Origin of the sequence: Parabacteroides sp. ZJ-118, from assembly GCF_011038785.1 — a bacterium.
GTDB lineage: Bacteria > Bacteroidota > Bacteroidia > Bacteroidales > Tannerellaceae > Parabacteroides.
In genome coordinates, this window is sequence record NZ_JAAKDT010000008.1 from 21,028 (window position 1) to 43,272 (window position 22,245).

A 22,245-nucleotide genomic window follows, 5' to 3' on the forward strand; every position below is an offset into this window, starting at 1 on the left:
AATAATATTCAAATTAACAAAGGATCAAAATGAAAAGATATATTACAGCATTAGCATTATCCGCATTGGTTTGTAGCTCTTGTAGCGACTTCCTCGACGTTCAGCCGGAAGGAGACGCGGCTACAACCGCCTATTTTCTAAATGACCAACAAGCCATTGATGCCGTTGACGGATTGTATGAAAGATTCCACCAAGAAGGTTGTTACGGCCGTGAGTTATTTTGGGAGCAGGGAGCCGCATGCGACATCGTTTGGGGACGTACACGCGGTTATAACTCTTTGGCGATCTTAGCCTATACCGGTGATGAATCTCCTTTGAGAAGCGTATTTGGCCGTATGTATTCTACCATGTCTCGCGCGAATTGGATCATCCAGGAATTAGTGAAGAAAGAGAAGGAGACAACGCTGACCGCTATCGAAAAACGCAGCTTGGGCGAGGCCTATTTCAACCGCGGTTGGGCACATTACCTGATCGCCTATCGATACGGTACGGATAAACAAGGAGTACCTTTTGTGCGTTACGAGGACTTCCCCGGCGATTACGACAACTCCATACCTCCTCAGCAGGCTACCGTTATGGATAATTACAAACTGATTATCGAAGATATGGACAAGGCGATCGCCTACCTGCCAAGGTTCGAGTCCTATGATTCCGACAACCGCGGTCGGGCACACCAGGCCGCTGCCGTGGCGTTCAAAGCGAAAACGTATGCTTACTGGGCTACCTGGGATGCTAGCCAATGGAACAACGTGATCGAGATGGTCAATCAATTGGAGAGCAATTACAATCGGGACTTAGCTCCGACATTCGCCGAGATCTTCTCGTCAGACTTGAAGAATTACTGGAACGCCGAATACCTGTGGAGCATTCCGGGCATCGGTGGAGCGATACCGGGTGGTTCCGAATTCCCGGGTGTTGTCCTAGAGAACAAAGGCTGGGGCAAATACAATGGTTGGGGGCAGATGAAGCCTTCTTACGACATCTACGAAGAAATGGTGAAAGATGGTAAAGGCAATGACCGTTTGGTGCACTCTATTTTGGAATACAACCAAGAGTTCACGTTCTTTGGCGAGACACGTAAATTCTGGTCTACCTCCGACCTTGAGGCTGGTTTCATGATCAATAAATACATGGACGCATTCAAATACTCAGACCCTGTAGAAGAAGGAGCCGTGAGTTACAACGGCAACTGGCCTACAACCCGTGTCAATTTCCCGATCATCCGTTTCGCGGAAATGTTATTGTTCCGTGCCGAGGCCTATTTAATGACAGGGCAAGCCGATAAAGCGACCGCAGACATCAACCGCATCCGTCTACGCTCCAATTTGACACCGCTTGCCGGCACCGCCACGATGAAAGATCTATATCACGAACGCCGTTGTGAGTTGGCTTTCGAGTTTACAGATCATCTATTCGACTTAAAGCGTTGGAACCGTTCTTCCAATGCCGACATAAAGGCACTGGCCGATAAAGAGTTGAACGCACACCCGCGTATCCGCAGATATGAAGACCGGGCAAATCCGGAATCCCCATTCACGGTGATTGGCTACGAAGATTACACCAACAAAAACGCCTATCAAGCGTATATGATGGTATTCCCGTATCCGAGTGAAGAGGTTACTAAATCGAACGGTCAATTGAAGCAGAACGAGGGATATTAACCGGTTCCTTTAAACCGATCCAGGTACGAATAAGATTCAATTACGGGCTGTTTCATTTCCTGAGACAGCCCGTGTTATTTCCTACCGGGTAAAAACGCATATCTCAGATAGGTAGTTTATCCTTGCCAATTGTATACTATAATATTAACAAAAGAACACCATGAGATTCATTCAAACGCTTTCTTCTTGCTTGTGTACGGGACTGATAGCCTTATTCACGGCCTGTAGCCAAGCGCCACAATCCCCCATCGATTCCGTGAATCCATTTATCGGCACGGGATTTCACGGACACACGTATCCAGGGGCCACGGCTCCCTACGGAGCGGTCCAGCTCAGTCCGGATACCCGGAAAGGGAACTGGGACGCCTGTTCCGGTTATCATTACAGCGATTCCACCTTAATGGGATTCTCCCATACCCATTTAAGCGGTACGGGATGTATCGACCTTGGCGATATCCTGTTCCGTCCGTCTCTCCGGACACCTTTAGCCTTCTCTCACTCGGACGAGAAGGCCTCTCCGGGCTACTACTCGGTGAATCTCAGGGAGGCAGGCGTATTGGCGGAACTTACCGCGACCCCGCATGTCGGAATACACCGATATACCTATAAAAAAGGGACAGAGGCTACGCTGGTGGTCGATATGGATCATTCATTGGACAACGAATATATGTACGAAGGCTGGGTAAAGCGAACCGGGGAGAATGAGCTTACCGGTATGAGACGTACCCGGGGCTGGGTAGACAATCAATATGTCTTCTTTGTAGCGCGGTTCTCGCGACCCTTCTCTTCCATGGAACAGCCTTCCGAACGGCAAGCCGTACTTACCTTCGATACGGCCACCGGGGAGCCTGTCGTCTGCAAAGTCGGGGTATCGATCGTAAATGAGGAGAACGCCCGCCTGAACCTTGAGCAAGAGACGGATTCCTATGGCTTTGATTTCGATGCCATCCATCAGGCGACACGCTCCGACTGGGAAAAAGAGTTGGACGCTATCACGGTAGAAGGAGGCACCGAAGCCGAGCGCGCGAATTTCTATACGGCGCTATACCATAGCAAGATCATCCCGAATATAGCGAGCGACGCGAACGGACAATACCGCCGTCACGACATGAGCGTAGCGACGCTCCCGACAGGCCGCCGCCAATTCTCTACCTTCTCCACGTGGGATACCTTCCGGGCCTGGCATCCGCTGATGACTTTACTGGATACTACCTTGGTGAATGATATGATACAGTCTCTCTTGGATATGTACGACGCTAGCGGCGAGCTTCCGTTGTGGCCCTTATCGGCGGGCGAGACCGGAACCATGATTGGTTATCACTCCACATCGATTATAGCGGACGCCTATTTGAAGGGCATTCGCGGATATGACGCGGAACACGCTCTCGAGGCGATGAAAATCTCGGCGGAGAAGAACCAGAAAGGAGCGGATTATTACATAAGGGAGGGCTTCATCCCGGCGAATATCAAGAAAGAATCGGTTTCCTGTTTATTGGAATTCGCCTACGATGATTGGTGTATCGCGCAAATGGCGAAAGCTTTAGGACATATGGATGATTATGAGACATTCATCGAGCGCTCCCGGAATTTTATCCATGTATTCGACGGCAGTACCCGGTTCTTCCGGGGCAAACGGCAGGATGGGAATTGGGAGGCACCTTTCGATCCATTCGCCATCGGACGTTCCTATACGGAGGCTACGGCTTGGCAGTATCGTTTCTTTACGCCGCATGACGTATATGGATTGACCCAGTTGTTCGGGGGCAAGGAGGCGTTCATCGCGGACCTGGACAGCCTGTTCACAGTCACCTCCGAGGTAGTCGGTGATCTGGCAGACGTTACCGGATTGGTCGGTCAATACGCGCATGGCAACGAGCCCAGCCACCACATGGCTTACCTGTACAGCTACGTGGGCGAGCCGTGGAAAACCCAAGAATGGACCCGTCGCTTGTTGGACGAGATGTACCAACCGACGCCCGAGGGGATTGTCGGCAACGAGGACTGCGGGCAGATGTCCGCCTGGTACCTGTTGAGCAGCCTGGGCTTCTACTCCGTCTGCCCGGGCAGCAACCAGTTTATCCTGACTACACCGCTCTTTGACAAAGCGACCGTGAGACTTGGAAACGGGAAGAGACTTACGGTCACGGCGAACCAGCCGGATAAGAACACCTACATCACGAGCGTATCGCTGAATGGAGAAGAGATCAAGTACTGCTATATCACGTACGACCAATTGATGCAAGGAGGCACACTGGCGTTTACGCTCTCGGCGACACCGGACAAGCGTTGGGGAACCGCTCCCGAATGCGCTCCCTATTCCTATACGGAACAGCCCACCGTCTCCATCCCCTACATAGCGAATGACCTGGATCTGTTTGAAGGCGAGGTTTCGGCGGAGCTAAGATCCGCGACACCCGAGGCCGTTATCCATTATACACTTGACGGATCGGAGCCGGACGAGAACGCGCCTGTATACAGTGAGCCACTCGTCTTGAAAGAGACCGCGACGATCAAGGCCAAGGGATATAAAAAGGGATTCGCGCCCAGCCGTACGTACTCGATCCAGGCGACGAAAGCCGTATTACGCCCCGCGTTATCCATCCGGCCTACGAAGCATGGGGTAGCTTACACCTACTACGAAGGAGCGTTCCAATGGGTAGCCGATCTGCCAAAGGCGAAGGTAGTCGAGAGCGGGACGATGCCGGAGCCTTCTATCTCGAACGCCAAGCAGCCGGATCATTTCGGCTACATCTTCACCGGATATCTATACGCCCCGGAAGATGGTGTCTACGAGTTCAGTACCCGCTCAGACGACGGCAGCGTCCTTTATATCGGCAAGGAGAAGGTCGTAGACAATGATGCCTCCCACGCCGCGATCGACGCGACGGGACGTATCCCCCTGCAAAAAGGCTACCACCCCTTCGCCTTGCATTATTTCGAGGATTACGAAGGTGAGCACCTCAGCTGGAACTGGCGTACGCCAAGCATGTCTCAGCCGGACGCGATCCCTACGGAAAACCTTTATATAAATTGATAGACCTATCATTAAACACTGAATCATATGAGAAGAACAACTCTATCCGTGCTATCGGCCTTAGCCCTCCTGCTGTCCGGCCCGATCGTTCCGGAAGTTGCGGCACAAAGCCGCCGAGATAAAGAGCAAACGTATGTACTGGAAAAGCCATACGAGGTAAAGAAATTAGTCCCCCCTACCGGGAAGAAAGTAAAGAACGTGATCCTGATGATCGGCGACGGAATGAGCCTTATGCACATGTATTCCGCTTGGACCGCCAACCGGGGTAAACTCTGGCTGGACAATTCCCAATACACCGGCCTCTCGAAAACCTATTGCGCCGACCGCCTCATCACCGACTCCGGAGCCGGAGGCACGGCGCTGGCCACCGGCCATAAGACGAACTACCACATGGTAGGCGTAGACCCGGAAGGCAAGCCCTTGGAATCTCTGGCTGCCTTGGCGAATAAGAAGGGCCTGTCGAGCGGCATCGCCGTTACCTGCCGGCTATGGGACGCTACTCCCGCCGACTTCTGCTGCCACAATACGGATCGCGACGCCGAGGCCGAGATCGCGGCGGATTACGTGAACTGCGGCGTCGACTACGTATTCGGCGGTGGCTCCAAGCTATTCGAGAACCGTGCGGACGGACGTGATCTGTTCAAGGAATTGAGGGAGAAGGGTTACCAGACTCCCCGTAGCTGGGAGGAGCTGGCGAAGATCCAAAAAGGCAAGGTATTCTGCGTTACCGATACGGTAGACACCCCGGTTCCCGCCAAACGAGGCGACCTCCTGGCGCGTGCCTCGATGAAAGCGATCGATCTGCTGGGACAGAACCCGGAAGGTTTCTTCCTGATGGTAGAGGGCTCCCAATTGGACGATTACGGACATTTCAACGATATCGACCTGTTGATGCAAGAGACGCATGATTTCGACCGTACGATCGGGCGCATCTTCGAATGGGCCGCCCAAGACGGGGAGACCTTGGTGGTCGTAACCGCCGATCACGAGACCGGTGGCCTGACCCTCGTGGACGGCGACCTGAACGAGGGCCGTATCGTCTGTAAATTCTCCACCGGCAGCCACAGCGGCGTCATGGTTCCCGTCTACGCTTTCGGCCCGGGCTCCGAGCACTTCTCGGGTATCTTCGAGAACACGGACATCTTCTGGAAGATCAAAAAGCTCCTGAACCTATAATCAAACCGTATTCATCCCCACCTATAAATCGCATAAAGCATGACAACAAGACGAAACTTCTTAAAGCAATCCCTTCTCGCGGCAGGCGCGGCCTCCGTTCCCGCCGGGAGCCTTTTGGCGCAAGAGAAGACGGAAGAGAAACGACCCAAATACAACCTGCCTTACAAGAACACCTACCTGAAGGAACCCTTCGTGACGGAAAACGTGTTCCGGACGGCGAGGCCGGAGACCATCGTTCCCGGCACCTTCGAGGAGGCCCGGCAGATCCTCCCGAACCCGACCTGGAGCGGGCATGAGAAAGAGATCGAGATGTACTGGAAGGCTTGGCAGATCGGCATCGGCAACATCAAGGCGCCGGAGCCGGATTCCGGTTTCGTATGCAGCTACCTCGATGTCGCCTACAACGGCAACATCTTCATGTGGGACTCCGCCTTCATGATGATGTTCGCTCGTTTCGGTACCCGCTTCTTCCCTTTCCAGCGCACGTTGGATAATTTCTACGCCAAACAGCATCCGGACGGTTTCATCTGCCGGGAGATCAAGGCGGACGGGGCGGACTGTTTCGAGCGTTACGACCCGACCAGTACCGGCCCGAACATCCTTCCCTGGAGCGAGATCGTCTATTACAAGCAGTTCGGCGATATGGACCGCTTGCACAAGATCTTCCCGGCCCTTTGCGCGTATTACAAATGGCTGAAGCTGAACCATACGTGGCGTAACGGCACGTATTGGACCAGCGGCTGGGGTACCGGCATGGACAACATGCCCCGGGTGGAACCGAAATACAACCCGATCTACAGCCACGGCCACATGATCTGGCTGGACGTCTGCTTGCAACAATACTTCACCGCCGGGCACCTGCTTGAGATGGGCTTCTACCTGGAGCGTTGGCAGGAGATCGAGGAGTTCGAGGACGAGCAGAAGATGCTGAAGAGGTATATCAACGAGCACCTGTGGGACGAGAAGGCGCATTTCCTGTTCGATCAATACGCCGACGGGAGCCTCTCCTCCACCAAGGGGATCTACGCGTACTGGGCCTTGTTGACCGATGTCTTGTCCAAGGAGCGCATGGACGCCTTCGTAGCCGAGCTGGACAACAAGGAGACCTTCAACCGCCTGCACCGCGTCCCCTCCCTTGCCGCCAACCATCCCAAATACAAGGACAACGGCCGCTACTGGCAGGGGGGCGTATGGCCGGGGGCGAACTATATGGTGATTACCGGCCTGCTGCAACAAGGCTATCGTAAATTGGCTTACGAGATCGCGCGCAACCATTACGATAACGTCCTCAAGGTATATAAGAAGACCGGGACGTTCTGGGAATACTACGCCCCGGAGCATGAGGAGCCGGGCTTCATGGCCCGCCGGGATTTCGTCGGTTGGGGCGGACTGGCGCCGATCGCCGGCTTGATCGAGCAGATCTTCGGCATCCGCTCCAATGTGTACGAGAAGCGACTGACCGTAGACGTGAACCTGACGGAGGCGTATGGCATCGACCGCTATCCGTTCGGCCTCGACGGGCTGGTAGCGATCAAGGTCAAGGCCCGCTCTTCCGCCGGCCAAGAGCCGGAGGTGGAAATTACGAGCGACGTCTCCTTGGAGCTCACCGTCTCGTGGGGCGACAAGCAGAAGACGGCTCACGTAAAACCCGGCACGCAGACCGTATAAGCGCATCAACATCCAGACTCAAAAACAGTTCCTATATGATGAAACAGATTCGATCCTTATCCATCGCCACCCTTGTCCTCTGTACGGCTTGCGCCTCCCCGAGGGGCGACCGGCCGGAGCGCGACATGACCGTCGTCGTAGCGGGCGATCTTCATTTCGACCTCCTCCCGGAGAGCGACCAGTATTACCACGTAGTCACCATGAACCGCCTGCCCGGTCATTTCACCTTCCCGGCGGACGCGGCGCCCGGCATCGCCGGCGAGACGATCGGACGCGTGGATGGCGTGATCATCGCCGGAGACATGTTCGACAAGGCCCGTCCCGAGATCCTCTCCCTTTACCGGGAGCGATACGAGACCGGGCCGGGCGAGAAGACCATCCATTTCCCCGTGTATCCCGGCTTCGGCAATCACGACATCGATCCCGCCGTATCCGACAAGGGTGCCGACAACCTGGCCGGCCGCGCCTTCTCCCTGCATTACCTGGATTCTATCCTGCAGGATAAGCTGGCGAGGAAGGAGATCCTGAGCTTGCACCCGTCCAGCCGCAGTTACTCCTGGAATATCGGCGACGTGCATTTCGTGCAAGCGCAACGCTTCTCCGGCGACACCGCCTATTGCGAGAGCAATCTCGACTGGCTGGCGGACGACCTCGAGCGATATGCCTCCGCGGGCAACCCGGTGGTCTACATCCAGCATTACGGCGTAGACCCTTGGGCGATCCAATGGTGGCCGCAGGAGGCCCGCAACCGGTTGTTCGACCTGCTGGACCGGTACAACGTAGCCGCTTTCTTGGTAGGCCATACGCACGAACCCTCCTTGCGCCATTACCGGGGATATCCGATCTACCAGGTGAACAACGCCTGGCCGGACGAGGATGGCAACGGCTCGTTCGCCGTATTGCGCATAAAGGATAACGCCGTCGCCGCGGCGACTTGCCGCTGGACTGACGACGCGGGCCATTTCGAGGTGGTGGGCCCTTACCTGAACGATACCCTTCCCCGCCGGATCAATCAAGCGATCCATTACAACGCGTTCTCCCACAACGATTATTGGCGAGAGAACCCGTTGCGGGACGCCTTGGCCTTCCGGTATAATTGCGTGGAGGCCGATCTGTGGCTGATCGACGGCGAGCTGTACGTCTCCCACGACCGCCCGGAGCCCGACCCGGCCATCACCTTCGAGAACCTCTACCTCAAACCGCTCGCGGCCCGTATACAGGCGAATGGCGGGAAGGTCTATCCCGGCAGCGACCGTCCTTTCTACCTGATGGTGGATTGCAAGGCAGAGGGCGAGGCGATGTACAAGGTATTGAAGAAGCAGATGGAGCCTTACAAGGAGTACTTCTGCTCCGTCGATGAGGGGGTATATAAAGAGGGCGCCGTCCTCTTCTTCCTTTCCGGCGACCGTCCGAAGGAGAGCCTGCCGAAGGAGGAGAGCCGCCTCGCCTTCCTCGATGGGCAGATCAAGGACTTGGGACAAGGCATCCCGGCCACCCTCGCCCCGGTCGTAAGCGATAATTACGCCGCTTTCTTCACCTGGGAGGGCGACGGCGAGATGCCTGCCGACCAGCTGCGGAAGATGCGCGAGATCATCCGGCAAGTCCACGACGAGGGAAAGCTGTTCCGTTGGTGGGGCGCTCCGGATACCGAGGCGTTCAAGCGCTTCTTCATCGAGGAGGGCGTAGACCTGGTAGGCGCCGACAACCTGAACGGCTTATACAACGTCTTGAACGAGCAATAGATCGATTGTGCCGGCCCCGGCAGGAAAGAGAGAGCCTACGGGGATCTTGATATACAGGGAGAGCCGGAAACAGCTCTCCAAGGATAGAAAAGAGGGAGGTGTGGCAAGCCGGTATATACCGGTGTTCGCCACACCTCCCGAGGTTTTTTTGGGGGGTGTACCCTCTTGGGCACACCCCGCTTTGTGTCTAGAAGCTCAGTTTATAGGACCGCGTGCCTACCCGGATGATATAAGAGCCTTGCGGCATCTGCTCCGAGTATTCGCCGGCAGACAAGGACAAGGTCTTGTACACACGGCCGTCGAAGGTAACGATGTAAGCCCTCTCGGCCTCCGGAGTCCGGATGAACAGGCGGCTGCCGGAAGCCCATACACGCAACTCACCGGCCTCGATCTCCTGGTTGGCGGTCGGACTATCCCCCTTCACGATACCGCTTACGGTCACTACCACGTTGCTACGGATGTCGGCGATCGTATAGCGGCCGGCGGCGTCCGGCGTAAGTATCGTGCCGTTGGCCTTCACCACCATGTTGTCGGCGTTGTAACCCGCTTTCACCTCCACGGTAAAGGAGAGGCTGTTCCCCTTCTCGACGGTCGTAGAACCTGTGGCCGCGATCGTAGCGCCCTCCACAACCGGCAATGTCACGGTGTAAGTGACAGGGGTGGGGACAGGGGTTGGAGTAGGCTCGGGCTCGGGTTCCGGATCGGGGATACGGGAACCGGAAGCCGTGATGACCAGCGTACCGGTGATCTTCTCCAGCGAGAACTTGCCGGTAGAGCGGTCGTACGTATAATCCGTACCGGCGTCCAGTGCCTTCTCGCCCATCACCACGGTAATGCCGGACGGGAGCTCGTAGCCGGAGGATGCGGTTAATGTCAGCTCGACCTTCTCATCCTGGGCTTTCGGCTCGAAGGAGGGGGGAGCGGAGGTGAGGTTGGTGAGGTTCAGCACTACCTCGAAGAAGCCCTCTTGGATCCCCTTGGCTTTGATGACAATCTCCCCGTCAACATTCTCTATCTTAACTTCTCCTGTCTCATTATTATAGGTATAATATTCAGTAATCGCGGCCTTTAAATTACCCATCTTCTGCTTTAATAACCGGCCACCCATTGTTACCTTGATCGCGTATGGAAGCTTATAACCTTTAGCCTTCTTCAGCGTAGCGGTGAAGGTCTCACCTTTCACGATGGTATCCTTCGAAGCTTCGATGGTCAGGTTCGTCACCTCCTCCTCGACTTTGTAGATCTTATCTGCCACGGCTGTTACCACTACGTCTCCGGTCACCTCTGTGATGGAGACCGTACCGTCTGCCTGTTTATAGGTGTCTGTCAATGTATTGCCTCCCATCGTCACCGTGACAGCTTTCGGCAGGTTGTAGCCTTCATCCGGCACCAGGGTGAATGTCAACGGATCGCCATGGGTCACGGCATTCACCTTCGAGGTGGAGGTCAGGTTCGTCAGGTGGAGGGTCACGTCATACTGTTTCAAGACACCCTCGGCTGTTACCACTACGTCTCCGGTCACCTTAGCGATGGAAACCGTACCGTTTGCCTTATCATAGGTGTAGCCTTCTGTCAATGCCTTGCCTCCCATCTTCACCGTGACAGTTTCCGGCAGGTTGTAACCATCATCCGGCACCAGTGTGAATGTCAACGGATCGCCATGGGTCACGGCATTCACCTTCGAAGTGACGGTCAGGTTCTTCACCGCCTCCTCGCTGAAAGTGTATTGCTTCTTTGTGCCGTTGGCGGTGATGGTCAAGGTTGCCGTCAGAGGTACGTTCAGCGTGAATGTTCCATTCGTGTATGTATACTCTGTACCGGCTAGGTCTTTATCTCCCATCTTCACAGTGAACGCGCCATCGTATTCATAGCCTTCAGAGGCAGTAAAGGCTACCTCGAACTGAGGTTGTGTATTGATCTTAAACGGACCTACGGAAGAGGGAGTGGCTACCACGCCATCCAGGTCAAATACTACCTGTATATCACTGTCATCCAAGGCGGTAGCCTGTATCGTAAGGTCGGAGGTGATGGAGAATATTACCACCTTGCCGCTCTCCTTGTCGTAAGTATAATCCTTATCGGCACCTTGTGTCAGCGGTGTCTCGCCCTTCAGGACCGTGATGGCATCCGGCAGCTTGTGGTTCGCTTCGGGTTTGAGGGTAATTGTATAGTCCTTGGCCTGCTCAGAGTTCTCCGTCACTTTCACCTCGTTGTCTTTGTCAGATGTCAAGTGCGAGAGTTCTTGCTTGATCGTAAAGATCTTAGGCTCCGGAACGCCGATGGCGTAGATCTGCAAGTCGCTATTGACTGCATTGATCTTGATCTCTCCGCTCTTGCGATTCTCAGAGACTGTATAGGTATAGTCCGTACCGACCGTAAGTTCCGTTTCACCTGCTTTCACTGTCACTGTCTCCGGCAGCAGATAGCCTTCCTTAGCGGTCAATTTAACCGCAAAGCCGGAGCCCTCCGTGACGGAGGTTTCTTTAGCCACGTTAACATCCAAATTGTCTTGCTGCTGGATAGAGACTGTATGCGTAATCTGTTCAGCTTTGGCCTCGATTACGATATTACCGGTCACGGCCGGGATATGGATCTTGCCGTTGCTATAGGTATAATCCGTTCCTGCGGTCAAAGTCTTGCCACCCATCGTTACCGTGATGGATGCCGGAAGGTTGTAGCCCTTTTGTGGCTTAAGTATAAGCTCGATCTTTTCTCCGGTCAACACTGGCGCATAGGATTGTGGATCAGAAGACAAATACTCAAGATCAAGAGAGACCTCATAATGATGATCATCTATACCAGAAGCTGTGATCTTTAAATCAGACGTAACGGCCTTAATAACAACTTTACCTGTAGCTTTATCATACGTATAATCCTTATCTATCCCTTGTGTTAAAGGTGTTTCACCATTTAATATCGTGATAGATTCTGGTAAACGATAGTCCTTTGCAGGAATTAAAGTGAACTCAAATGAATCTCCCTCCTTCACTTTTTGAACCGTAGAAAGATCCGGTGAAGTAGTTAAATTATCAAGTCTGACAGCCGTAATCGTATGAGTTGGCTTAACGGGGGAAGTATAGACTTGTTTAAACGCTATATTATAAATTGTTTTATTACATCCATTTTTAGAAGTGACTGTAATAGTCCCGACAGCGGTATCCTCAATCCAGGTTGGATTTGTTATCTCAACTTGGGCCCCAGAATTGGAAGCCGTTGCATTTAATGTTATCTCAGGAGAATCCTGTATATCAGAAGGAAGCACCACGGTATAAGAATCCCAGCCTTTTAACTTCATTTCATGGGATTCTCCGTTGAGCACGTAAGTAAGAGACGAAATCTCTGTACTTTCTAAATCCCTCATCTCCTCATCTGTAACCACTTGTTGTGGGCGCTGACAAAGAATCGAAACAGGTCCTGAGACAAAGGGTATCGTTATAATTCCCGTATTCTTATCCCAATAGATATCGTCATAATGGTCGAAAGGTTCGGTTACGGGAGCATCGTGTATAAGAGCACTCCAATATCCTATCTGCATACTAATATCTTTTGCTTCAGGTAACGCGAATCCTTCTAACGGTGTTAATTGAATAGTACCGGGTTTTCCATATTCGAGTTTTCCTATGACTTTGGCTTCAAAACCCATATGTCGAGGTTTCCATGTGTCCAAATCATAGTATATGGGATAATCAGAGATAGGTCCTTCCTGAGGTTTACATTTGTAGGCAATTTCAGGTGTAGCTCCCCGTATTAAATTCCAATCTTGCTTATCGGATGAATAAGCAAGCATTAGACACACATCGGGGTCTTTCAAGGTTACATGTGTGGTAATGCCACCAGCGTGGTATTCATCAAACGTCAGTTTATAATCATCCCGCATATCCAAAACCTCTACTATATTTTCTTCTTGATCCACTGACACGAGAGCGACATACCCTTCAAACGGGATATTCCCTCCACTGACAAGAGCACCATTCACACCTCCGTCCCATGCTTCTAACCAACTCTTATACATGAAATCCACGTTAAAGAGAGACGTTTGTAGTTGAAGAAAAGAGGTATTCTCTTCCGGATTATTGGGCTTTATATTTATTATCATGTTATGCTTTTGATTATATCCTCCCCAATACGAATCATTTTGAGGATCTAATGAGGAGAGTAGATAGAACCCGTTATGTAAACCTCCCCAGCCCCAATTGAAATGGAATCGACCATAAGAGTCATAACCATCGCATACAAACGCATGTCCTTTACCATTGAGTGGATCTACGTTTTCTTCTGTCGAAGACGAATACAACACCGGACGCCGGTTATCTAATTCATTACGCAATATAGACGTCCACTCTTCCCAAGAATATTCCTCTTCCCTTTGATATAAGGCTTTCATCTGTAAACTATATCCGAATACATCGCGCAAGGCCGTCGTTGCATCCGTGGTGTAGGCAGAACTTTCTCCCGAACCATAAACCATCTTGACATTCGCGCCGATGTTCCACATCAAGGCCGCCACCTGATTGGCCTGATCCTCCGTATAACTGCCGGGGATATATTCCAAAGGCATATTATCCCATAGATAAGGAGCGTATGAGACCTCATATTTCTGCTCATTCACAGTGTAGGTGGAGACACCATTTGTCACTACCGTCTTGGGATGCTCATGATATTTCATAATAATACCCATTGCGGTAGCCACGCAACCGGTAACAGCATGCTTTCCATCTATCATAGGCGTCTGCAGATTGTACGGCTCATATTGGCTCCACTTCGCGGTAGGAAGTACTATTCCCTCCGTCGCTCTCAGCGTTGTACCGCTCATGTGGCGGCTCCACTCGGCGGCGATCTCCGGGGTGGCTTCGATGTCCTTGCTTATCGCCCAGGTAATCTGGTCTTGATAGCCGGCCAGCCAGCCGCGGAGGTTCTCCGGCAGGTTGTCGGGGTCGAAGCTGCCTTCGTCGGAGTAGCCCAGGACGGGGCGCACGCGGTCGTCGCCCGACACGATGGCGAAGCCTTTCCCGCCGGGGAAGTTGAACACGAAATAGTCGGCCGCGCCTTCCACCTGCCCGCTACGCAGGGCCGAGCCGCTCTGACCGGGGGCCGCGGCATAGACCAACGCCAGCTCGCTTGCCGAGCGCAGGCCGCCGATGGCGCCTTCTCGTTGCGCCACGCTCTCCGCTACCTTGCGGGCCGTGGCCACGTCAATCCGTTCCGCCCACGTCAAGCCCTGCCCCGGCAAGGCGGCGTACAAGCACAAGATCATCGCTACCAGCGACAACCTCAAACTGAATCTTCGTAAAGATGTATTCATAAGCATATAAATTTAAATAAATGTATTCCATCACTTTTCGAACGCAGGGACAGGCTGTCCCGGGATAACGCGGATTGCTCCAAACGCAACGATCCCGCATGCGGAGGAAATCCTCCGCATGCGGGATCGTATACGTCGTATATAGATATTATTTGCTTGCTTGCTTGCTTGCTTGCTTGCTTGCTTGCTTGCTTGCTTGCTTGCTTGCTACACAATTATCCCGTTTTGCCAAATGTATATTGGTAAAAAAGGTTAACATGCTATCTATCGTAAACTGTGTCATCTGGTTTTCATAATACAAGGGCCGAAGGTATAGGTTAAATCCAATACAACAAAATATGAATGTGATTTTAACATTTGTTCATGGGTATGGGGTCGATCGGGAGATCGAGCGGGGGGTCGGTGCCGGGATCGATACCTATGTCGAAGCCTCGATCGACCCGGGTGCCGGCCGGGAGACCGGCAGGGGTATCGATCGAGGCTCCGGGGAGTGACCCGGATTAGAGTTCGTCGGGGCTCGCGTCGCCGCCATCTCCCTCGGGCCGCTCACCCACGGTGAGGAGGATCGGGAAGACGTAGGTGCGGGGCTCTTTCAGGAGGCTGTAGCTGGCTCCGGCCTGTGTCGTGATGCTCAGCTTGTACTGTCCGTCGGCCAGCCCCTCGGGTACCTCCACGATCTGCTCCGAGGTGGTGCTGCGGGAGAAGAACTCGACTTTCTGGGGCGCGGCTCCCGCGGCGTCTTTGGTGAAGAAGATGCCGTTGGCCGGGTTGTCGCCCTTTATCAGGAGGTTCGCTCCGGAGATGATGACATTCTTGCCCGGGGTGACCTGTAGGTTCACGCTTTGGGTGCGTACGTCAAGCACTTGGTTGATGACCGGCCCGGTGGTGGCCTTGTTCAGGTTGAAGGTGATGTTCTTCAAGGCATCCAGCAGCGGCTTGCCGGGGGTAAAGGTAACGCCCGCGGAGTGTATCTCCGGGTTGAAGACGGGAGCTTCTCCCTCGAACGAGCCGGAGAGGTTGAGCAGGTACTGCCCTACGCCGTCTACGAGGCTCTTGCCGTTGGCCACGGCCTCTACCTTCTTGCGGTCGGCCAGCGTGAGGATGTTCTCGATGGTCTCCGGGCGGTACTCGGTGCGCTCGGCCACGATGTCGGCGGCTACGTCCGTGTTGCGGTACGTGCCGGTGATGCGCGGTTTGGCCACATAATCGCCCGGTTTCTCGGTTAGTACGTTGTCATACAAGTCTGCGCTAAGGATAATTTTTCCTACCATAGGTTTTGATTATTTAAAGTTAATACTCTACTTGCCTCGTGCCGGGCGGGAAGGCGGTCAAGCGGGGTCGCCCCCCCTCCGCGCCCCCCTTCCCGGGGTAAGGCATCGGCAAATATAATGAAATTTTAATAGAACGCGCCCGATTCCCTTAAAATTAACCCAATAAAAAACAGGGGGGGCTGTGGGGGGTACTGCCGGCGCGGGGTTATTCCAACCAGGGCTGGGGGTTCAGCTTTGTCTTTTCCTTCCAGAGCTGGAAGTGGAGGATCGTGGAGTTGCCGTCCTCCGGGTCGGAATAGATCCTTCCGATCGCCTGGCGGGTGGAGACGCCGTCGCCCGCCTTCACGTAGACCTGGCTCAGGTTGCTGTAGACCGTCAGGTAGTTGCCGTGACGGACGATCACGGAATTGTTGTAGCCCGGCACCACGAATACCCGCGTCACGACCCCGTTGAACACCGCGCGGGCATCCGCCCCGGGGGAGGTCTGTATGTCGATGCCGCTGTTGTTGGTCCGGACATACCTCAGCTCCTCGTGCTGCCGCTCGCCGAACGCGGCGACGATCGTGTGCCGCCCGGCCACCGGGTAGGGCAGGCGCCCCCGGTTGCCCGCGAAATCGTCGGACAGCCGCTTCTCGGCCTTTGTCATCGCGTAGCCTCCTTTCGTATCCGCCACGCGCTCCTCGCGGGACGGCTCCTTCTTACGCGCGCGCTCCGCCTTGGCCGCCGCCTCGGCGCGGGCGATCTCCTCGGCGATCTGTCTCTCGATCTGCCGGTTCAGCGCCTCGGCCTGCCGGCGCTTCTTCTGGAGGTCCGCCTTCAGCTCTTTCTGCTTCTTGTCCAGCCGCCGGACCTCCGCCTTCCGCGAGGTCTCCTCGCTCTCCAGCTTCTCGCTCTCTTCCTGGCGGGTGCCCAGGAGGGCGCGCTTCTCGGCCCGGGTCTTCTCCATCTCGGCCTGCCGGCGGCGGATCTCGGCCTGCTTCTCGAGGATGTCGTCCGCCTGCCGCCTCTGCCAGTCCGCGTATTCCCGCAAATAGCGCATGCGCCGCATGGACTGGGAGAAACTCCGGGCGGACAGGATGAACAGCAATTTATCCTGCGAGCTGTGGCGCTTGTAAAGCCCCTGCATCGATTTGCCGTAGTTCGCCCGCTTGTCGGCCAGCTCCCGCCTCAGGAGGCCCAGCTGCTCTTGGATCCGCGAGATGTCCCGCTCGATCTCGTCCAGCTCTTGGTTCAACAGCCGGATGACCTCCTTGCGGGAGAGGATCTGCCGCGCGAGCAGGTTCAAACGGTTCAGGGAGGTCTTGGCGCTTTGGGCCGTCTCCCGCAATAAGCGGTCTGTCGCCTCGATGTCGGCCAACGCCTCCGCGCGCCGCTGCTCCAGCTGACGGACGGCGGCGGATTTCTGGCCGTAAACCGCGGCGGACAGGGCCCATGCCCCTAAAAGGATCCAGACGTACCTCATGACTGCTTAGGGATTCGGGTTCGTAATCGTTTTCAGTAGCTGCGCGAAGGTGACGCGCTTGTATTTGGAAGGGAGCGGGAAGTCCAGCTCGAGCGGCTCGTCCAGCCGGATCCGGGAGTAATGGATCGTCGCCCCGCCCTCGGGATGCCCGTTCTTCAGCACCCGCACGTCCATCCGCGCCGGGAATGGCTGCTGATCCACCCAGCGGAAGTCCTCGTACAGCCATCGCAGGCCGTAGCGGTCGGCGGGGTCCGCCACGTGGGTGGCGAGCAGTTTCTCCGCGCCGTCTGCCCTGAAGGTATAGCGCAGCCCCATGGCATCCTCGGCCCGGATCTCGGCGACCGGGCCCTCTTGCCTCAGCTTGAGGCGATCGTAGTGCTCGCGGGAGACGCCCCGCTCCCCGGGGATAAACAGGTGATTCGTGAGAAGGGCTTGCAGATTGTAGAAGTTGAACTCGATGGGGGTCTGCCCTCGCAAATTGGAGTAGTTCTCGATCAGGTAGCGTCTGTTCATGCGGTCCGCCACCTTGATCGTATCGCGGCTCAGCTCGATACGGAGGATCTCGATCCCGAGAAACGGCTGTACCGACAGCTGGAAAGCGCTATCCTTGACCATCTTCATATCCACCCGGGCGCTCATGGGCTTGCCGGGGATGTCCAGCTCCACGCTCAAGCGGGCCGTCAGGGTACGGAACCGGAAGGATCGCTCCTCCATCGACCGGAGGAACTCGTCGTGGGCCTTGACGCCGGCGGATCCCTCCGTCGCGACCTTCCCGGACGACCTACAGCCGGCCAGCATCAAAAGGAAAAGGCCTCCGCACAACAGGAGGGCCCGGAAACTCTCTCTTCTCATCTCGCGTTCTTGTCTTCTATATATTGCCGCTCGGCGATCTTACGGTTCAAGACCTCGGTCTCTTTCCCCCTCTCTTTCGCCTCTTTCCATTGCTCCACCGCTTTCTCCTTGTCACCGTTCATGAAAAGGATGTCTCCATAGTGATCCGCGAGCTCGGCGCTCTTCGTCTTGTCCTTCTCCAACGCGCTCTCGATGTAGATCTTCGCCAAGGTATAGTTGCCTTGTACGAAAAATATCCACGCGTAGGTGTCCAGATAGGTGGCGTTGTCCGGCTCCAGCTTGATGCACTGGGCGCTCATGCGCTCCGCTTTCTTCAGCTCTTTCTTCTCCAGGGAGAGGAAGTAGCTGTAGTTGTTCAGCACGGCCACGTTCTTGTCGTTGTACTTCAACGCCTCCTCGTAGGCCTTATACGCCTGGTCCGACTGCCCCATCTGGTGGTAAATGTCACCGATCTGGCCGTAGAAGTCCGACCTCAGCGGCAGGTTCTCCTTCGGGAGGATGTCCAGGCCCGCGTAGTAGGTATCCAGCGCCTCTTGGTATTTCTCCTGCTGGTAATAGGCGATCCCCAGGTAGAAGTGGTATTCCGGCGACTCGGGGAAAAGCTCCATGCAAGCCGTGCAGATACGGACGACCTCCGGGATATCCTCCCCGGTCAAGGCCAGGCTCAGCAATTGCTGCCAGGCCTCGGCCTTGCCCGGCTCCAGCTCGGTCACCAGCTGGAACTGGAATCTCGCCTCCTCCGTCTTCCCCTGGACCATCAGCAGCCCGCCATACATCAGCTTCAGGTCGATATCCTCCGGATGTTGCTCCAGAAGGGTCTGGAACAGGGGGTTCGCGCTCTCGGTCTCCTGCTCCGTTTGCCGCAGCTTCAGGATATACCGGGAGAGGATGTTCACCTTCGTCTCCACGTCCAGCTTCTCGTTGACCAACGCGCTGCGGATCTGCCGCTCGGCGGCCTCCTTGTCCCCTTTCGCCTCGTAGTAATTGGCCATGGAGACGATATAGTAGGGGTCGGTCGGATCCATCTCATTCGCTTTTTGATAGCAGGCCAACGCCTTCTCCATCTCCCCGTTCTCCAAGTGAAGGTCGCCCAGCACGATCTGGTAACGGGCCTCCATGGGGTATTTGGCCGCCAGCTTCTCGATCTCCTTGAAGGCCGCTTCCGGCTTCTCCAAGCGGACGTACAGTTTGTATTTCTGCATGGAGATCGCCTCGTTCATGCCCATTACCGACTCCAACGCGTCGTAGGCCGCGATCGCCTTCCCGATCTCGCCGGCCTGCGTCAGGGCATCGGCCAGGTAATAATTCAGCTCCTTCTTCTCCGGGTAATCGCGGACCAGCGCCTCGTACTCCTCGGCGGCTTCGCCATACATGCCCAGGTTCCGGGTGATGGAGGCCAAGGCCATCTTGTAGGTGAAATTATCCCGGCTGTTGGCCACGGCTCTTTTCAACATCTCGACCGCTTTTTCCGGACGGTTCAGCCGCACGTAGAAGGAGGAAAGCTCATACAAGAGCGGAGCCGCCGTCGAGTCGATCGCCAAGCAGTGGTTGAAAGCGTCGTAGGCGGCGTCGAATTTGCCGGCGTTCTTCAAGTTCAAGCCCTCATAAAAGAAGTAATCGAACTTGCGCCGCTCCTTCTCCGTCGCCGCGGCACCGGCCGGGAGCGCGGCGACCAACGCGTGGAAAGCGATGAGATATATCAGTTGCTTAAACATTCTATTTATTCTTGTTAACCTTATTACACTTACTCTTTTCCGGTATGGCCGAATCCCCCGGCTCCCCGCTCCGTATCATCCAACGTCTCCACGGGTTCCCAATCCACACGGCTGTGGGCGGCTATCACCATTTGGCAGATGCGCTCCCCGTCATTCACCGTAAAAGGCTCGGAAGACAGATTCGCGAGAATAACGCCGATCTCTCCCCGATAATCGGCGTCGATCGTACCCGGTGTATTCAGCAGGGTTATCCCATGCTTCAAAGCCAACCCGCTGCGAGGACGCAACTGGGCCTCATAGCCCTCCGGCAGCGAGATATACAGCCCGGTCGGGATTAATTTACGCTCCAACGGCCTCAACACGACCGATTCCGACAGATTCGCCCGGATATCCATCCCGGCAGACAAAGGAGTCGCGTAGCCCGGCAGCGGGTGGCGCGATTGATTGATAATTCTTACTTTCATACGTGCAAAGATAAACAAATTGTCGATGGCCAAGTCAATTCACCCAATCCCCGTTCTCTTTGATCAACTGGACCAAACGTTCTACAGCCTCTTCCTCGGGGATGTTCTTGAGGACACATTCCTTGCCTTTATACAGGCTGATCTGCCCGCGTCCGGCGCCTACATAGCCGTAGTCGGCATCGGCCATCTCGCCGGGGCCGTTCACGATGCAGCCCATGATGCCGATCTTCAAGCCCTTCAGGTGGGAAGTGGCCTCCTTGACACGGGCGACCGTTGTCTGCAGGTCGTACAAGGTGCGTCCGCAACTCGGGCAGGAGATATACTCCGTCTTGCTGATACGGCTCCTCGTCGCCTGCAAGATCCCGAACATACAGCGGTCCGAGACCACCGCCCCGCATCCCTCGTCGCCCAGCATCAGGCCATCCCCGAAACCGTCCAGCAAAAGCGTACCGAGATCGGCGGCGGATTTCAATTGCAACGACTCCACGTCCGTCTCCCGGTAATCGCGATGCAAGACAACCGGCACGTCACAACCTGCCATCAGCAGTTTGTGCATGGCCGCACGTTGCGAGCCAACCCCATTCCGGTGATGTGTGCTCAATAAGACTACCGCGGCCTTATCCGCTTTCAAGATCTCCAGCATACGATCCGTAAGATCCGCGTACGTCAGACGGATGAACTTAAGCGGGCAATCGTAATCCTTTAGCTCCTCCGCCTCCGAGGCGATGAAGCAAGGAAACGCGTTCGGACGCTCTTTCCAGAAATGGGCGTCGACCAACAAACGGAAATTATCCGGCAAATTATCCGGATCTTCCTTTCCTATATATATATAGTCCGGCAAGGACATATAATCAAACTCAAAATCTCCGTCGCTACGGTCGGAGATCACGACCGGCGGGAACGTGCCTCCGATACCCTCCACCACACGGCTTGTACGGCGGCTTGCCGCCACCGTATCGAACCCGGGAGCCATCGAGGCCTCGATGGGACGATGATTTTCCCGCTCCCCGATATAATCCACCAGTTTACGCGCTACCGGCATTTCCGCCTCGGGATCCTCACTCAAAGAGACCCGGATCGTATCACCGATACCGTCGCTCAGAAGCGTACCGATCCCGACAGCGCTCTTGATACGCCCATCCTCGCCGTCACCCGCCTCCGTTACCCCAAGGTGCAAGGGGTAACGCATGTTCTCGGCCTCCATCGTACGTACCAACAGCCGCACGGTCCTTACCATGACGACGGTGTTGGAGGCCTTGATCGAAATAACCACATCCGGGAAATCCTCCTCCCGGCAAATACGAAGGAACTCCATGCAACTCGCCACCATCCCCTCGGGGGTATCCCCATAACGGCTCATGATGCGATCGGAAAGCGAGCCGTGGTTCACACCGATACGGATAGCGGTGCCGTGTGCCTTACAGATACGCAAAAAAGGGACGAACCGCTCGCGGATCTTCTCGATCTCGGCGGCGTATTCCTCCTCCGTATATTCAAGATGGCTGAATGTCTTTACCTTATCTACATAGTTCCCCGGGTTGACGCGTACCTTCTCCACCTCGGCGGCAGCGACTGCCGCCGCTTTGGGATTAAAATGGATATCCGCGACCAAGGGGGTCGTATACCCTCGCTCATCCAATTGTTTACGAATCTCGCCCAGGTTCCGGGCTTCCCGCTCTCCCTGCGCCGTAAAACGCACGTACTCAGCTCCGGCCTCGATCATACGGATCGCTTGAGCTACCGCTGCCGCCGTATCCATCGTTGATACATTCGCCATGGATTGAATACGGATGGGATTCCCGCCTCCCAGGGGTGTGTCGCCGATGTGGGCAACGGACGATTTACGGCGGTTGTAATTAAAGTAGGCCATTTCCAGTTGACAATTGATAGTTGGCGGC

13 protein-coding genes and 1 pseudogene are annotated in these 22,245 nt (G+C 55.1%); 7 read left to right on the plus strand and 7 right to left on the minus strand.

Going from position 1 to position 22,245, the window contains the following annotated elements:
* Positions 1 to 29: 29 nt before the first annotated feature.
* From G7Y39_RS03980 to G7Y39_RS13860, 6 genes and pseudogenes are all read left to right on the plus strand, one after another.
* Complete coding sequence (locus G7Y39_RS03980) at positions 30 to 1,661, plus strand: RagB/SusD family nutrient uptake outer membrane protein (RefSeq protein WP_165155292.1); 1,632 nt, start codon at positions 30 to 32, stop codon at positions 1,659 to 1,661.
* Between the two features lie 160 nt (positions 1,662 to 1,821).
* Positions 1,822 to 4,695, plus strand: coding sequence for a GH92 family glycosyl hydrolase (locus G7Y39_RS03985; RefSeq protein ID WP_165155294.1), 2,874 nt, complete (start codon positions 1,822 to 1,824; stop codon positions 4,693 to 4,695).
* Positions 4,696 to 4,722: 27 nt separating this feature from the next.
* The gene (locus tag G7Y39_RS03990) at positions 4,723 to 5,871 is read left to right on the plus strand and encodes an alkaline phosphatase (protein WP_165155296.1); all 1,149 of its coding nucleotides are present in this window, start codon (positions 4,723 to 4,725) and stop codon (positions 5,869 to 5,871) included.
* A 39-nt stretch (positions 5,872 to 5,910) separates the two neighbouring features.
* Positions 5,911 to 7,539, plus strand: a complete 1,629-nt coding sequence (locus G7Y39_RS03995) for a trehalase family glycosidase (RefSeq protein WP_165155298.1) — start codon at positions 5,911 to 5,913, stop codon at positions 7,537 to 7,539.
* A gap of 125 nt (positions 7,540 to 7,664) precedes the next feature.
* Positions 7,665 to 8,342 (plus strand): annotated as a pseudogene (locus G7Y39_RS13855) (metallophosphoesterase); the annotation flags it as partial.
* A gap of 168 nt (positions 8,343 to 8,510) precedes the next feature.
* The gene (locus G7Y39_RS13860) at positions 8,511 to 9,281 is read left to right on the plus strand and encodes a phosphatidylinositol-specific phospholipase C/glycerophosphodiester phosphodiesterase family protein (protein WP_370520355.1); all 771 of its coding nucleotides are present in this window, start codon (positions 8,511 to 8,513) and stop codon (positions 9,279 to 9,281) included.
* 187 nt (positions 9,282 to 9,468) lie between these two features.
* Here G7Y39_RS13860 and G7Y39_RS04005 read toward each other — a convergent pair whose 3' ends face one another.
* On the minus strand, positions 9,469 to 14,583 hold the full coding sequence (locus G7Y39_RS04005) for a C10 family peptidase (protein ID WP_165155302.1): 5,115 nt from the start codon (positions 14,581 to 14,583) through the stop codon (positions 9,469 to 9,471).
* Between the two features lie 338 nt (positions 14,584 to 14,921).
* Here G7Y39_RS04005 and G7Y39_RS04010 point away from each other — a divergent pair, with 338 nt between their 5' ends.
* Positions 14,922 to 15,077 (plus strand): hypothetical protein, encoded by a 156-nt coding sequence (locus tag G7Y39_RS04010; RefSeq protein WP_165155304.1) that lies wholly within the window; start codon positions 14,922 to 14,924, stop codon positions 15,075 to 15,077.
* 6 nt (positions 15,078 to 15,083) lie between these two features.
* On the opposite strand, the gene G7Y39_RS04015 is transcribed toward G7Y39_RS04010, so the two are convergent.
* From G7Y39_RS04015 to G7Y39_RS04040, 6 genes are all read right to left on the minus strand, one after another.
* The gene (locus G7Y39_RS04015; protein WP_165155306.1) at positions 15,084 to 15,854 is read right to left on the minus strand and encodes a DNA-binding domain-containing protein; all 771 of its coding nucleotides are present in this window, start codon (positions 15,852 to 15,854) and stop codon (positions 15,084 to 15,086) included.
* A gap of 205 nt (positions 15,855 to 16,059) precedes the next feature.
* Entirely contained in the window at positions 16,060 to 17,316 is a 1,257-nt protein-coding gene (locus G7Y39_RS04020) for a murein hydrolase activator EnvC (RefSeq protein WP_165155308.1), read from the minus strand.
* A gap of 6 nt (positions 17,317 to 17,322) precedes the next feature.
* A complete protein-coding gene (locus G7Y39_RS04025; protein WP_165155310.1) occupies positions 17,323 to 18,168 on the minus strand; it encodes a DUF4292 domain-containing protein in 846 nt (281 codons plus the stop codon).
* Positions 18,165 to 19,883, minus strand: a complete 1,719-nt coding sequence (locus G7Y39_RS04030; RefSeq protein ID WP_165155312.1) for a lipopolysaccharide assembly protein LapB — start codon at positions 19,881 to 19,883, stop codon at positions 18,165 to 18,167. Before G7Y39_RS04030 ends, G7Y39_RS04025 begins: the two co-directional genes overlap by 4 nt.
* Positions 19,884 to 19,912: 29 nt before the next feature.
* The gene (gene dut / locus G7Y39_RS04035; protein WP_165155314.1) at positions 19,913 to 20,347 is read right to left on the minus strand and encodes a dUTP diphosphatase; all 435 of its coding nucleotides are present in this window, start codon (positions 20,345 to 20,347) and stop codon (positions 19,913 to 19,915) included.
* A 34-nt stretch (positions 20,348 to 20,381) separates the two neighbouring features.
* Positions 20,382 to 22,217, minus strand: coding sequence for a 4-hydroxy-3-methylbut-2-en-1-yl diphosphate synthase (locus tag G7Y39_RS04040; protein WP_165155316.1), 1,836 nt, complete (start codon positions 22,215 to 22,217; stop codon positions 20,382 to 20,384).
* Positions 22,218 to 22,245 lie beyond the last annotated feature (28 nt).